The sequence below is a fragment of the Pseudomonas sp. Z003-0.4C(8344-21) genome, assembly GCF_900104975.1.
Classification (GTDB): domain Bacteria; phylum Pseudomonadota; class Gammaproteobacteria; order Pseudomonadales; family Pseudomonadaceae; genus Aquipseudomonas; species Aquipseudomonas granadensis.
Map to the genome: position 1 here is coordinate 4573575 of NZ_LT629756.1, position 15026 is coordinate 4588600.

Below are 15026 nucleotides of genomic sequence, written 5' to 3' on the forward strand. Positions count from 1 at the left end.
AAGGAGAAACACCCCATGCGTAAGACTTTAGCTATTGCCTTGATGTTGACCGCTTCCCTCGGTCTCGCTGCCTGCGATAAAAAATCCGAGGACAAAGCTCAAGATGCCAACCAGCACGCTGAGCAAGCTCAGCAGGACATGAACAAAGCTCAGGATAAAGTGAACGACGCTGCGAAAGAAAACGCCGAAGCTGCCAAAGCTCAGGCTGAATCGAACGCTGCCGCACAAGACGAAGCTGCCAAGAAGCAATAAAGCGCTTTTGACGCAGTAAAAGAAAACCCGCCAAGTGCGGGTTTTCTTTTGTCCGGGATTCGGGGCAATGGCCGCTTACAACAGAACCGTTCTAAAAGTCGGACTAATCATCAGCAACAACGAAGACACTAAGCCGACCAGCCAGACCAGACTGCGCAACTTCGGCAGATCCGCCAGGTAGAACCACAAGTACAGAACCCGCGCGATCACGAAGATGATCGCCAATGCATTGATCAACCATCCCGCCGTTTGCGTGGTATGCGCCATCAGTACGCCGACCGCGAACAGGATGAACGCTTCGATACTGTTCTGATGCGCCGCCAGTGCGCGTGCGCCGTAACCGGTCAATTGCGCCTGTTGCTGGCGCGGCAGGTGGTTGTCATACCCGCCCTGCTCTTTCATCGCCTTGCCCACGGGCAAACGCGCGATATAAATCAGCAATGCGCTGATAAACACACACCAGAACGGAATACTCATCAAGCGGCCTCTTTATTGGTGTCAGGCACAGGTGCCTCGGTAGGGGTATAGACCATGACGTCGAGTACGTCGGAATGAAATTCGCGGCGATACAACACCACCACCACACCCGCGCTCATCAACATGAACAGCCACGGGCTGACGAACCAGGCCAGCATGCTCATGCCGAAGTAATACGAGCGCAAACCGAAGTTGAACTGGTTGGCCGCCATTGAAATCACCCGTGCCGCACGCGAGGCGAAGGCTTTGCGCTCCTGCTCGGAAACATGCCGCTCACCGACCATCGGCGCCGAACCGACGAGAATCGCCGCAAAGTTGTACTGGCGCATGCACCAACTGAACGTAAAGAAGGCATAGACGAACACCAGCGCCAGGCACAGCAACTTGATTTCCGACATGCCCTGCGACGCCTGCTGGACCATGGGAATGTCCGCCAACAGCGACACAGCCCGGTCGGACGCACCGAGCACGGTGAGAATGCCCGCGAGAATAATCAACGTGCTGGAGGCGAAGAACGAGGCGTTGCGTTCCAGGTTGCCAATCACACTGGCGTCGGCAATACGGTTGTCACGCAGCAGCATGCGGCGCATCCAGTCCTCGCGATACAGGTGCAACACGCTGGCCAGACATGCCGTGTCGCGGGCCTTCCAGGTGGCGTAACGGGTGTAACCGCCCCAGCAGATGACAAACCAGAGCGCGGCGAGCAGATGGATCAGATTGGCTTGGATGAACGACATGCAAATCCCTGTGAATATAGATGCTGTACCTGTAGGAGTGAGCCTGCTCGCGATAGCGGCGTGTGAGGCAACTTCAATGGTGACTGACACACCGCTATCGCGAGCAGGCTCACTCCTGCATAAAAGCGACGCAACCCTTCGACGTTAGCTCAGCCAAAAAGACACTGCCTCCTGCGCATAAAAAATGCCCCGTATCGATTGATACGGGGCATTTCCGTTTAATCCTGCGGGATCCGCTTGTGGCGGATCAGAACAGGTCAGGCAACCGCTTCGCTGCGCTTGCCCAGCAGGCGATCGCACACCACAGCAACCACCAGCGTCATCACGCACGGCACCAGCCAGGCCAGCCCCTGCTCGCTCAGCGGCAGGTGGCTGAGCTGGGTTGGCAGCCAGTCAGCCAGACCGGCGCCTTTCAGCGCGTCGATGCTGCCAAAGACAAACGACACCAGCATCACCGGGCCGAGTATGCGGCCATGTTCATGCCAGAAGTCTTTGCAGAAGCTCAGCGCGACCAGCACGATGCACGGCGGGTAGATCGCGGTCAGTACCGGGATCGAGAAGGCGATCAGTTTGGTCAGGCCCAGGTTGGACACCAGCAGCGAGAACGCCGCGAGGATGATCACCAGCGTCTTGTACGACAGCGGCAACACGCGGCTGAAGTATTCGGCACAGGCGCAGGTCAGGCCGACCGCAGTCACCAGACACGCCAGCGAAATCAGCACGGCGAGGAAACCGCTGCCCAGCGAGCCAAAAGTGTGTTGCACATAAGCGTGCAAGACCGCCGCGCCGTTGGTCGCACCGACCGCTACTTCATGGCTGCCGGAACCAAGACGGAACAGGCTGACATACACCAGCGCCAGACCGACACCGGCAATCAGCCCGGCGATGATCGCGTAACGGGTGATCAGCTTGGGCGACTCGACACCACGGGAGCGGATCGCGTTGACGATGACGATGCCGAACACCAGTGCACCAAGGGTATCCATGGTCAGGTAACCATTGATGAAGCCCTGGGAGAACGGCGCGGCAACATACTCGGGCGTGCCGTGGCCGATATCACCGGCCGGCAAAGCGAACGCGGCGATACCGAGTACCGCGAGCGCAATGATCTTCAGCGGCGCGAGGAAACGGCCAACGGTGTCCAGCAAACGCCCCGGGTACAGGGAAATGAAGAACACCAGCAGGAAGTACACCGAGCTGTACAGGAACAGCGCCAACGGGCTTTCGCCGGTCAGTGGCGCCAGACCCACTTCGAACGACACCGTCGCGGTTCGCGGTGTGGCGAACAACGGGCCGACTGCCAGATAGCACGCCGCCGCAAGAATGCCACCGGCGATCTTGCCGATCGGGCTGCTCAACGCATCCATCGCACCACCGACCTTGGCCAGCGCAACAACAGTGATCACCGGCAGACCGACTGCGGTGATCAGAAAGCCCAGTGCAGCCATCCAGACGTGAGGTCCGGCCTGCAAGCCGACGATCGGCGGGAAGATGATGTTACCGGCCCCTACGAACAGGGCAAACGTCATAAAACCAAGTGCCAGGATGTCCTGACCTTTCAAAACTTTCATTAAGGTAATACCACACTACTGAAATCGGAATTTAGAGGGGGATTGCCCTGTGGGATTAGGGAAATGCTGTCGATCCGTATGGGACTGACCTGTGAAGCTGCGTGGCTGCCTTGTGGGCGACGCACTGCAAAATGGCCGCCAGCCTAACGAATCCGGCACGAAAACGCACTGTTAGAGGGCGAACTATCCGATACGCGACATTTCCGTGTCGCATTTACATAAGAAAAGCAGCCGCAAGCTGCAAGTTTCGAGCTTGTAGCTTGCAGCTTGCCGCTGCTCTTGAACGACAAAGGCCACCCGAAGGTGGCCTTTGTTGCTGGAGCTAAAAAGTCAGCCGAAGCTTACTTCTTCACTTCCCAGCCAGTCAGCTCGGCCAGGGCCTTGCCGATGTCTGCCAGCGAACGCACGGTTTTCACGCCTGCGTCTTGCAGAGCAGCGAATTTCTCGTCTGCAGTGCCTTTGCCGCCAGAGATGATTGCGCCAGCATGGCCCATGCGCTTGCCCGGAGGAGCAGTCACACCTGCGATGTAGGAAACAACCGGCTTGGTCACGTTAGCCTTGATGTAGGCAGCCGCTTCTTCTTCAGCCGAACCGCCGATTTCACCGATCATCACGATCGCTTCGGTCTGCGGGTCTTCCTGGAACAGCTTCAGGATGTCGATGAAGTTCGAACCCGGGATCGGGTCACCACCGATGCCGACGCAAGTCGACTGACCGAAACCGGCGTCAGTGGTCTGCTTCACAGCTTCGTAGGTCAGGGTGCCGGAACGCGAAACGATACCGACCTTGCCTGGCAAGTGAATGTGACCTGGCATGATGCCGATCTTGCATTCGCCTGGGGTGATCACGCCTGGGCAGTTAGGGCCGATCAGGACTACGCCCAGCTCGTCGCACTTGACCTTGGCGTCCAGCATGTCCAGGGTAGGAATGCCTTCGGTGATGCACACGATCAGCTTGATGCCGCCGAATGCCGCTTCCAGGATCGAGTCCTTGCAGAAAGGAGCCGGTACGTAGATCACGCTGGCGGTGGCGCCAGTGGCTTCTACGGCTTCTTTCACAGTGTTGAACACTGGCAGGTTCAGGTGAGTGGTACCACCCTTGCCCGGCGTCACGCCGCCAACCATTTTAGTGCCGTAGGCAATGGCTTGTTCGGAGTGGAAAGTACCCTGCGCGCCGGTGAAACCCTGGCAGATGACTTTGGTGTCTTTATTGATCAGGACGCTCATTACTTGCCCTCCGCAGCTTTAACGACTTGTTGAGCAGCGTCGGTCAGGCTGGTAGCAGCGATGATGTTCAAACCGCTTTCTGCCAGTACTTTAGCGCCCAGTTCAGCGTTGTTGCCTTCAAGACGAACAACAACCGGGATTTTCACGCCGACTTCTTTCACAGCGCCGATGATGCCTTCGGCAATCATGTCGCAGCGAACGATGCCGCCGAAGATGTTGACCAGTACTGCAGCGACATTGCTGTCGGACAGGATGATCTTGAATGCTTCGGTCACGCGTTCTTTGGTAGCACCACCGCCTACGTCGAGGAAGTTGGCTGGCTTGCCGCCGTGCAGGTTGACGATGTCCATGGTACCCATGGCCAGACCGGCACCGTTGACCATGCAGCCGATGTTGCCTTCCAGTGCTACGTAGTTCAGTTCGAACTTGGCAGCGTGCGCTTCGCGCGGATCGTCCTGCGACGGATCGTGGAATGCCTTCAGCTTAGGCTGACGGTACATGGCGTTGGCGTCGATGTTGATCTTCGCGTCCAGGCAGTGCAGATCGCCGTCAGCCTTGATCACCAGCGGGTTCACTTCCAGCAGAGCCAGATCGTGGTCTTTGAACAGCTTGGCCAGACCAACGAAGATCTTGGCGAACTGAGTGACCTGCTTGCCTTCCAGACCCAGCTGGAATGCCAGCTCGCGACCCTGGGATGGCTGAGCGCCAACCAGTGGATCGATAGTGGCCTTGAGAATTTTTTCTGGCGTGTCGTGAGCGATTTTCTCGATGTCCACGCCACCTTCGGTGGAAGCCATGAACACGATGCGACGGCTCGAACGGTCAACGACAGCGCCCAGGTACAGCTCTTTAGCGATATCAGTGCACGATTCAACCAGGATCTTGGTGACTGGCTGGCCGTTGGCGTCAGTCTGGTAAGTCACCAGACGCTTGCCCAGCCACTGCTGTGCGAAGGCTTTGGCGTCTTCTTTGCTGCGAACCAGCTTTACGCCGCCCGCTTTACCGCGACCACCGGCGTGGACCTGGGCTTTGACAACCCACTCGCTGCCGCCGATTTTGTCGCAAGCTTCTGCTGCTGCTTCCGGGGTGTCTACTGCATAACCAGTGGAAACTGGCAGGCCGTATTCAGCGAACAGCTGCTTACCCTGATACTCGTGAAGATTCATGCTTTTTACCGTCTTCGTTAGGTACTGCGCATTCGGCGCTGCGCTCGTTTGAGTGCCGCGCCACCTGTGACTGCTGCTTGCGTAGCTGCGCTACGCAAGACTGCGTCCGGCGGACATTCCGCGGTGAGTCTTGCTCGCAAGGCTCACGACGGGCCGCTACCGCCGTGGTTTCTTATTATTCAGTTAACGCTTCTTGCGGTTGGCAACGTGGATGGCACCGCCATTCACTGCCAGAGCAGCTTCGTGCAAGGCTTCGGACAGGGTCGGATGGGAGAAGACCATCATGCCCAGGTCTTCAGCGCTGGTGCCGAATTCCATACCGATCGCGCCCTGCTGAACCAGTTCTGCAGCGCTTGGGCCAATCACATGCACGCCCAATACGCGGTCGGTCTTGGCATCGGCGATGACCTTGACGAAACCACCGGTATCGTTGGCAGCCATGGCACGGCCGGAAGCTGCGAACGGGAAGGTGCCGACGTTGACTTCAACGCCTTCGGCCTTCAGCGCCTGCTCGGTTTTGCCAACCCACGCGATTTCCGGGTGAGTATAAATAACCGAAGGGATCAAATCATAGTTCATCTGAGCCTTGTGGCCCTTGATGCGCTCGACGACCATGATGCCTTCTTCGGACGCCTTGTGCGCCAGCATCATGCCGCGAACCACGTCACCGATGGCGAATACGCCCGGTACGGCGGTCACGCAGTGCTCGTCGACGGCGATGAAACCGCGCTCGTCGAGGGCTACGCCGCTGTCGGCTGCGAGCAGATCAGTGGTCACTGGACGGCGACCAACGGCTACGATCAGCTTGTCGAACGTAATGGTCTGTTCGCCGTTGGCGTCGGTGTAGTTCACCACGACTTCTTCGCCGTTGACTTTCGAACCAGTCACGCGAGCGCCCAGCTTGATGTCCAGACCCTGCTTGGTCAGGGTTTTCAGCGCTTCCTTGGAAACAGCGGTGTCCGCTGCCATCAGGAAGGTGTCCAGCGCTTCAAGCACAGTCACTTCTGCACCCAGACGCGACCATACCGAACCCAGTTCCAGACCGATCACGCCAGCGCCGATCACGCCCAGACGTTTAGGTACGGACTGGAATTCCAGAGCACCGGTCGAATCGACGATGACTTTCTGGTCAACCGGAGCCGGTGGAATGTCGATCGGACGCGAACCTGGCGCGAGGATGACGTTTTCCGCTTCGATGACTTCAACCGAGCCGTCCGGCTTGGTGACTTCGACTTTCTTGCCAGCCAGCAGCTTGCCGTGGCCCTGGATCGAGGTAACGCCGTTGGCCTTGAACAGGGTGGCAACACCGCCGGTCAGGTTCTTGACGATGCCAGCCTTGCGGCCAACCATCGCAGCGACGTCCATTTTGACTTCGCCAGTCGAGATGCCGTGAACGTTGAAGCTTTCTTTCGCTTCCTTGTACTTCCAGGAGCTGTCGAGCAGTGCCTTGGACGGAATGCAACCCACGTTCAGGCAGGTGCCGCCCAGGGCTTGCTTGCCTTCAGCGTCGGTGTACTTCTCGATGCAGGCAGTGCTCAGGCCCAGTTGCGCGGCCTTGATGGCGGCTACGTAGCCACCAGGGCCAGCACCGATCACTACTACGTCAAATTTCTGCGACATTCAAAAAATCCTCTTTAGCAATAAAGCTACAAGCCGCAAGCTTCAAGCTGCAAGCCCACCGGCTCGTCTTGAGCTTGAGGCTTGTAGCTGAAAGCTTGCAGCTGTTTCTTAGATATCCAGCAGCAGACGAGCCGGATCTTCCAGCAGGTTCTTGATGGTCACCAGGAAGGTCACAGCTTCTTTGCCATCGATCAGACGGTGATCGTAGGACAGTGCCAGGTACATCATCGGACGGATCACGACCTGACCGTTGATGGCCATAGGACGCTGGATGATGTTGTGCATGCCCAGAATCGCTGCCTGCGGCGGGTTGACGATCGGCGTCGACATCATCGAACCGAAGGTACCACCGTTGGTGATGGTGAAGGTACCACCGGTCATCTCGTCCATCGACAGTTTGCCGTCACGGGCTTTCTTGCCGAACGTGGCGATGCCGCCTTCGATTTCCGCCAGGCTCATCAGCTCGGCGTTACGCAGAACCGGAACAACCAGGCCACGGTCGCTGGAAACGGCAACGCCGATGTCCGCGTAGCCGTGGTAAACGATGTCGCCGCCGTCGATCGAAGCGTTGACAGCCGGGAAGCGCTTCAGCGCCTCGGTAGCTGCTTTGACGAAGAACGACATGAAGCCCAGGCGCACGCCGTTGTGGGACTTCTCAAACAGGTCCTTGTACTTCGAACGCAGGGCCATGACTTCGGTCATGTCGACTTCGTTGAAGGTGGTCAGCATGGCCATGTTCGATTGCGCTTCAACCAGACGCTTGGCCACGGTGGCGCGAACGCGGGTCATCGGAACGCGCTTCTCGACGCGGTCGCCAGCGGCGAACACTGGCGCAGCGGCCGAAGGAGCAGCAGCCTTGGCAGGCGCGGCAGCCGGAGCGGCTTTCTTCGCGGCAACAGCGGCAACCACGTCTTCCTTGGTCACACGACCGCCCTTGCCGGTACCGGCAACGGAAGCGATGTTGATGCCGTTCTCTTCAGCCAGCTTGCGTGCAGCGGGAGCCGCGATCGGGTCGTCTTCGCCATCGGCAGCAGCCGGTGCGGCAGCGGCAGTAGCGGCCGGAGCAGCGGCGGCCGCTGGAGCAGCGGCAGCAGCGCTGCCCTCTTCGATCGAGCCCAGGACCTGGTTCGACAGAACGGTAGCGCCCTCTTCGGCAACGATTGCGCCCAGCACGCCGTCGGCTTCGGCCAATACTTCGAGCACGACCTTGTCGGTCTCGATGTCGACGATCAGGTCGTCACGCTTGACGGCCTCGCCTGGTTTCTTGTGCCAGGTGGCAACGGTGCCATCGGCAACCGATTCCGGGAATGACGGGGCTTTGATTTCGATAGCCATTATCTGTGGGTCCTTAAAATTCGGTTTCAGTCAGCGCGAAGGCGTTAAACGGTAAACGCGTCTTGCAGCAGTTTTTCCTGCTGCTCGGCGTGCATCGATGCGTAACCACAAGCAGGTGCAGCCGAAGCCTCACGGCCCGCGTACTCAAGTACGAGAGTCCTGTCGAGGTTTGCGATGCTGCGACGCAAGTGATGCTGGCTGCAGTACCAGGCACCCTGGTTCATCGGCTCTTCCTGGCACCACACGGCATGCTTGACGTTGGTGTACGGAGCCAGGACTTCCTTCAAGTCGTCCTCAGGGAACGGATACAGCTGCTCGATACGCACGATGGCGATATCTTCGCGGCCTTCGGCACGGCGTTTTTCCAGCAGGTCGTAGTAAACCTTGCCGCTGCACAGAACCACGCGCTCGACCTTTTTCGGGTCCAGTGCGTCGATTTCCGGGATCACGGTCTGGAACGAACCTTCGGCCAGATCTTCCAGCGTCGAGATGGCCAGCTTGTGGCGCAGCAGCGACTTCGGCGTCAGCACGACCAGCGGCTTGCGCAGCGGGCGGATCACCTGACGGCGCAGCAAGTGGTAGATCTGTGCCGGCGTGGTCGGCATGCACACCTGAATGTTGTGCTCGGCGCACAGCTGCAGGTAACGCTCAAGACGTGCCGAGCTGTGCTCAGGGCCCTGACCTTCATAACCGTGTGGCAGCAACATGGTCAGACCGCAGAGACGGCCCCACTTGTGCTCACCGCTGGTGATGAACTGGTCGATCACGACCTGCGCACCGTTGGCGAAGTCGCCGAACTGGGCTTCCCAGATCACCAGCGCGTTTGGCGTGGTGGTCGAGTAGCCATATTCGAAGGCCAGTACCGCTTCTTCCGAAAGGAACGAGTCGTACAGGTCGAAGCGTGGCTGACCGTCGTACAGGTTCTGCAGCGGAATGTAGGTGCCCGCGTCTTTCTGGTTGTGCAGCACAGCGTGACGGTGCGAGAACGTACCGCGGCCGATGTCCTGACCGGTCATGCGAATCGGATGACCTTCGAACGCCAGGGTCGCGTACGCCATGGTTTCGGCGTAACCCCAGTTGATCGGCAGGCCGCCGGCTTGCATCTTCTGACGGTCTTCGTAGATCTTCGCGACCTGACGCTGGACCACGAAGCCTTCCGGAATTTCCAGCAGCTTGGCGGACAGTTCTTGCAGGGTTTTCAGATCGAAACGCGTGTCGTGACGCGCGGTCCAGGCGTGGCCCAGATACGGACGCCAGTCGACGAACAGCTCTTTGTTCGGCTCTTTGACCAGCGATTTCACCACGTGCAGACCGTTGTCAAGCGCGTTGCGGTATTCGTCGACCTTGGCCTGAACACGTTCAGCGTCGAGGACACCGGCCTGGGTCAGACAATCGGCGTACAGCTCACGGGTGGTGCGCTGCTTGGTGATCTGCTGATACATCAGTGGCTGGGTGCCGCTTGGCTCGTCGGCCTCGTTGTGGCCGCGACGACGGTAGCAGACCAGATCGATCACCACGTCACGCTTGAACTGCATGCGGTAGTCGATGGCGAGCTGGGTCACGAACAGCACGGCTTCCGGATCATCGCCATTCACATGGAGGATCGGCGCCTGGATCATCTTGGCAACGTCGGTGGCGTACTCGGTGGAGCGCGAGTCCAGCGGGTTGCTGATGGTGAAACCCACCTGGTTGTTGATCACGATGTGCACGGTACCGCCGGTCTTGAAACCGCGGGTCTGCGACATCTGGAAGGTTTCCATGACCACGCCCTGACCGGCGAATGCCGCGTCGCCGTGGATGGAGATCGGCAGCACTTTCTCGCCGGTCGCGTCGTTACGACGGTCCTGACGGGCACGCACCGAACCTTCGACCACCGGAGAAACGATCTCCAGGTGGGACGGGTTGAACGCCATGGCCAGGTGAACTTCACCGCCGGCGGTCATCACGTTGGACGAGAAACCCTGGTGGTATTTCACGTCACCGGAACCCAGCTCGACCTTCTTCTTGCCTTCGAACTCGTCGAACAGCTCGCGCGGGTTTTTGCCGAAGGTGTTGACCAGCACGTTCAGACGGCCACGGTGGGCCATGCCGATGACGACTTCCTTGGTGCCGTACGAGCCGGAACGCTGGATCAGTTCGTCGAGCATCGGAATCAGGCTTTCGCCGCCTTCCAGACCGAAACGCTTGGTGCCCGGGTATTTGGTACCGAGGTATTTTTCCAGGCCTTCACCGGCGGTCACGCGCTCAAGCAGGTGGCTCTTGATGTCGGCGGAGTACGTCGGACGACCACGCACGCTTTCCAGACGCTGCTGGAACCACTGGCGCTGCTCGGAATCGGTGATGTGCGTGAATTCAGCGCCGATGGTGCGGCAATATGTCTGCTGCAACGCTTCGTGAATTTCGCGTAGGCTCGCTTCCTCTTTGCCGATGAACAGGTCGCCGGCACGGAAGGTCGTATCAAGATCGGCATTGGTCAAGCCGTAATGATTGATCGACAGGTCTGCAGGTGCAGGACGCTGCCACAGTCCCAGCGGGTCAAGCTGGGCTGCCTGGTGGCCACGCATACGGTAGGCCTGGATCAATCGCAACACTTCAACTTGCTTCTTCTCGTGCTCACTGCTCACGCTGCCGGCGGAAACCGGTTGGGCGCGGCGCTGGTTCTTTGCCAGCAGCACGAAATGATCGCGAATCGTGGAGTGCGAAACATCAGTGGCAGAGTTGCCGTCGGCTGGCAACTTCTGAAAGTAGGTGCGCCACTCTTCTGGCACAGCGTTAGGGTCGTGCAGGTAGAGCTCATAAAGCTCTTCCACATAGGCAGCGTTTCCACCTGAAAGGTAGGCGCTGTTCCACATGCGCTGCATCACGCTTTCTTGCATGCTTGGTCACCCTCGGTTAGGGGAACACCATCGGCGTCGACACCGAGCAAACTTGCAGAAGTCCGAATGCAGCGACTAAAACAAGCCACTTAGGATCACACTGATAGTCCGGGTACCAGCCCGGATGCCCCTGCTTGTCTCATTTCTTCAAAATAAGAGCGGCAGCTTGTGGCTACTGCTCTGGTTATAGCCATGACGCGGGTTGAAGCCCGCGCCACAGCCTCTACGGTGCAACGTTACAGCAGCTGAATCACACGCCGCTCGAGAGCAACATGTTACGGATGTGACCGATGGCCTTAGTCGGGTTCAGGCCTTTCGGACATACGTTGACGCAGTTCATGATGCCCCGGCAGCGGAAAACGCTGAACGGGTCATCGAGCGAAGCCAGACGCTCGCTGGTCTTGGTGTCACGGCTGTCAGCCAGGAAACGGTAGGCTTGCAGCAGTGCAGCAGGACCGAGGAACTTGTCAGGGTTCCACCAGAACGACGGGCACGAAGTCGAGCAGCAGGCGCACAGGATGCACTCGTACAGACCGTCGAGCTTTTCACGTTCTTCCGGCGACTGCAGACGCTCGATGGCCGGAGCCGGCGTGTCGTTCTGCAGGTAAGGCTTCACCTTCTCGTATTGCTTGTAGAAGATGCTCATATCGACGACCAGGTCACGGATAACCGGCAGACCTGGCAGTGGACGAACGATCAACTTGTTACCTTTTACAACGGCGGACAGCGGCGTGATGCACGCCAGGCCGTTCTTGCCGTTGATGTTCATGCCGTCGGAGCCGCAGACGCCTTCACGGCAAGAGCGACGATAGGAGAAACCCTCGTCCTGCTCTTTGATCAGGGCCAGCACGTCGAGCACCATCAGGTCTTTACCACCGGTATCGACCTGGAAGTCCTGCATGAACGGCGCAGCGTCCTGATCAGGGTTGTAGCGATAAACACTGACTTGCAACATGGCGGTCACCCCTTAATAAGTCCGGACTTTAGGTTCGAAAGTCGGAACAGTCTTCGGCGAGAAGTTGACGGCACGCTTGGTGACGCGCTTGTCACCCGGGAAGTACAGGGTGTGGCACAGCCAGTTTTCGTCGTCACGGTCTTCAAAGTCTTCACGAGCGTGCGCGCCGCGGGACTCTTTACGTACTTCGGCCGCGATGGCGGTAGCTTCAGCCACTTCCAGCAGGTTTTGCAGCTCCAGCGCTTCGATTCGTGCAGTGTTGAACGCCTGCGACTTGTCGTTGATCTTCACGTTGGCGATGCGGGCACGCAGGTCAGCAAGCTGAGCGATGCCTTTCTGCATGTATTCGCCAGTACGGAATACGCCGAAGTAGTTCTGCATGCAGCTTTGCAGCTCGCGACGCAGGGTCGCAACGTCTTCACCGTCAGTACGGTTGTTCAGTGCGTTCAGGCGCGACAGGGCAGCTTCGATGTCGGACTCGGTAGCGTCGTCGTATTCGATGCCGTCGGTCAGGGCCTTTTCCAGGTGCAGGCCGGCAGCGCGACCGAATACCACCAGGTCGAGCAGCGAGTTGCCGCCCAGACGGTTGGCACCGTGAACCGATACGCAAGCCACTTCACCGACCGCGAACAGGCCAGGAATGATCTGGTCCTGACCTTCGGCGTTCTGGGTGATCGCCTGGCCATGAATATTGGTGGCAACTCCGCCCATCATGTAGTGGCAGGTCGGAACAACCGGAACCGGCGCAACCACAGGGTCAACGTGTGCAAACGTCTTCGACAGTTCGCAGATGCCTGGCAGACGGCTGTGCAGCACTTCCTCGCCCAGGTGGTCGAGTTTGAGCATTACGTGGTCGCCATTCGGACCGCAGCCGTTGCCGGCGATGATTTCTTTAACCATCGAACGGGCAACCACGTCACGACCGGCAAGGTCTTTGGCGTTCGGAGCATAACGCTCCATGAAACGCTCGCCGTGCTTGTTGATCAGGTATCCACCTTCACCACGGCAACCTTCGGTCACCAGTACACCGGCGCCGGCGATGCCGGTCGGGTGGAACTGCCACATTTCGATGTCCTGCACCGGCACGCCGGCACGCAGGGCCATGCCAACGCCGTCACCGGTGTTGATCAGGGCATTGGTGGTGGAGGCGTAGATACGGCCTGCACCGCCAGTGGCCAATACGGTGGCCTTGGCGCGGATGTACGAAGTTTCGCCGGTTTCGATGCAGATCGCGATCACACCCACGAACTCGCCTTCCTGGTTTTTCACCAGATCGACAGCGTAGTACTCATTGAGGAACGTGGTGCCAGCTTTCAGGTTGCCCTGATAAAGGGTGTGCAGCAGCGCGTGACCGGTACGGTCGGAAGCGGCGCAAGTACGTGCAGCCTGACCGCCCTTGCCGTAGTCCTTGGACTGACCGCCGAACGGACGCTGGTAGATACGGCCTTGTTCGGTACGCGAGAACGGCAGACCCATGTGGTCCAGCTCGAACACCGCAGCCGGGCCTTCCTGACACATGTATTCGATCGCGTCCTGGTCACCGATGTAGTCGGAACCCTTGACGGTATCGTACATGTGCCAGCGCCAGTCATCGTTCGGGTCAGCGGACGCGATTGCGCAGGTGATGCCGCCCTGGGCGGATACAGTGTGCGAACGGGTCGGGAAAACCTTGGTGATCACCGCAGTCTTGTGCCCGCCCTGTGCCAGCTGCAGCGCAGCGCGCATGCCGGCACCGCCACCACCAATAATGATGGCGTCGAAAGAAATCGTTGGAATGTTAGCCATGACTCAGATACCCCAGAGAATCTGCACACCCCAGACGAAGTAAGCGAACATCGCAACGCCGCAAACTGCCTGGAAAAGGAAACGTATTGCCGTTGCGGACTTGCCGAACGCCATTGGCGTCAGGTAGTCGGTCGCGATGGTCCACATGCCGACCCAGGCGTGAGCACCCAGAGCAACAAGGGCCAGCAGGCTGAAAATACGCATTCCGTTGTGGGCGAACAGTTCATGCCACTGGGCATACTCGAGGCCAGGGTTGGCGACGATGTATCCGATCAGGAAGATGAAGTAAGCCGCGAGAACGACCGCAGACACACGTTGCGCCATCCAGTCATAGAGGCCCGAACGCGACAGGTTAGTGACGTTAGTTACCATATCCAGACTCCTGCCAGAACGATTACCACCACGGAAACGGCGATAACGATTTTCGAGCCCAGTTTGCCGCCTTCCAGCGTCTCACCGATGCCCATGTCCATGATCAAGTGGCGCACACCGGCTACCAGGTGATACAGCAGAGCGGACAGGATGCCCCAAATCACTAGCTTGGCTAGCGGACTGGTCAGACACGCTTTCACCTGACCGAAGCCTTCCTCGGAGCTCAGCGACTTGTCCAATGCATAAAGCATGATGGCAAGGCACACGAAGAGGATGACACCGGAGATACGGTGAAGAATGGACGTGTAAGCAGTGACTGGGAGTTTGATGGTCCTTAGGTCTAGGTTTACAGGTCGTTGGCTTTTCACGGCTTTTTTTTCACACTGAAGAGCCCCTAACAATCAGGGCAAAGTTGTTGGGGAGTGCACTGGTCAGGTAACCACCACCCAGGGATGCGACCCCCAATGAAAGCAAGCCCAAAAGCCCTTGGCGGTCGGTGGCCGAGTATAGACAGTTAGGCTACTAATGACAACGCGTTCACCTACCCCCAATAGCGGATTGCACAAGTCGCATAAAAGGCGTAAATGGCAGTCAATTTCGAGGAAAAAGTGCGCTTAAAGCCTTCTGGAGCAAGACTTTAGGCAAATTGACATT

The 15026-nt window shown here is 58.6% G+C and carries 13 protein-coding genes; 1 reads left to right on the forward strand and 12 read right to left on the reverse strand.

Annotated elements, in window-relative coordinates:
* The first annotated feature begins 15 nt into the window (after nt 1-15).
* Nucleotides 16-252, forward strand: a complete 237-nt coding sequence (locus BLU24_RS20600; protein WP_008082962.1) for a hypothetical protein — start codon at nt 16-18, stop codon at nt 250-252.
* 75 nt (nt 253-327) lie between these two features.
* Here BLU24_RS20600 and BLU24_RS20605 read toward each other — a convergent pair whose 3' ends face one another.
* From BLU24_RS20605 to sdhC, 12 genes are all read right to left on the reverse strand, one after another.
* Nucleotides 328-729 carry an MAPEG family protein gene (locus BLU24_RS20605; protein ID WP_093103338.1) on the reverse strand — a complete coding sequence of 134 codons (402 nt, stop codon included), beginning with the start codon at nt 727-729 and terminating at the stop codon, nt 328-330.
* Nucleotides 729-1466: a DUF599 domain-containing protein gene (locus BLU24_RS20610; RefSeq protein ID WP_093103341.1), complete on the reverse strand. Its 738-nt coding sequence runs from the start codon at nt 1464-1466 to the stop codon at nt 729-731. Before BLU24_RS20610 ends, BLU24_RS20605 begins: the two co-directional genes overlap by 1 nt.
* Before the next feature lie 257 nt (nt 1467-1723).
* Nucleotides 1724-3037 (reverse strand): branched-chain amino acid transport system II carrier protein, encoded by a 1314-nt coding sequence (brnQ, locus tag BLU24_RS20615; RefSeq protein WP_090282419.1) that lies wholly within the window; start codon nt 3035-3037, stop codon nt 1724-1726.
* Between the two features lie 341 nt (nt 3038-3378).
* On the reverse strand, nt 3379-4263 hold the full coding sequence (sucD, locus tag BLU24_RS20620; protein ID WP_090282418.1) for a succinate--CoA ligase subunit alpha: 885 nt from the start codon (nt 4261-4263) through the stop codon (nt 3379-3381).
* Nucleotides 4263-5429 (reverse strand): ADP-forming succinate--CoA ligase subunit beta, encoded by a 1167-nt coding sequence (gene sucC, locus BLU24_RS20625; protein WP_090282417.1) that lies wholly within the window; start codon nt 5427-5429, stop codon nt 4263-4265. Before sucC ends, sucD begins: the two co-directional genes overlap by 1 nt.
* Nucleotides 5430-5612: 183 nt before the next feature.
* The gene (gene lpdA, locus BLU24_RS20630) at nt 5613-7049 is read right to left on the reverse strand and encodes a dihydrolipoyl dehydrogenase (protein ID WP_090282416.1); all 1437 of its coding nucleotides are present in this window, start codon (nt 7047-7049) and stop codon (nt 5613-5615) included.
* 108 nt (nt 7050-7157) lie between these two features.
* A complete protein-coding gene (gene odhB / locus BLU24_RS20635) occupies nt 7158-8384 on the reverse strand; it encodes a 2-oxoglutarate dehydrogenase complex dihydrolipoyllysine-residue succinyltransferase (RefSeq protein WP_090282415.1) in 1227 nt (408 codons plus the stop codon).
* A gap of 44 nt (nt 8385-8428) precedes the next feature.
* Nucleotides 8429-11260 (reverse strand): 2-oxoglutarate dehydrogenase E1 component, encoded by a 2832-nt coding sequence (locus BLU24_RS20640; protein ID WP_093103344.1) that lies wholly within the window; start codon nt 11258-11260, stop codon nt 8429-8431.
* Nucleotides 11261-11510: 250 nt separating this feature from the next.
* Nucleotides 11511-12215 carry a succinate dehydrogenase iron-sulfur subunit gene (locus tag BLU24_RS20645; protein ID WP_016773675.1) on the reverse strand — a complete coding sequence of 235 codons (705 nt, stop codon included), beginning with the start codon at nt 12213-12215 and terminating at the stop codon, nt 11511-11513.
* Between the two features lie 12 nt (nt 12216-12227).
* On the reverse strand, nt 12228-14000 hold the full coding sequence (sdhA, locus tag BLU24_RS20650) for a succinate dehydrogenase flavoprotein subunit (RefSeq protein WP_042607585.1): 1773 nt from the start codon (nt 13998-14000) through the stop codon (nt 12228-12230).
* Between the two features lie 3 nt (nt 14001-14003).
* A complete protein-coding gene (sdhD, locus tag BLU24_RS20655; protein WP_008049683.1) occupies nt 14004-14372 on the reverse strand; it encodes a succinate dehydrogenase, hydrophobic membrane anchor protein in 369 nt (122 codons plus the stop codon).
* Complete coding sequence (gene sdhC / locus BLU24_RS20660; protein WP_016773673.1) at nt 14366-14740, reverse strand: succinate dehydrogenase, cytochrome b556 subunit; 375 nt, start codon at nt 14738-14740, stop codon at nt 14366-14368. Before sdhC ends, sdhD begins: the two co-directional genes overlap by 7 nt.
* Between the last annotated feature and the right edge of the window lie 286 nt (nt 14741-15026).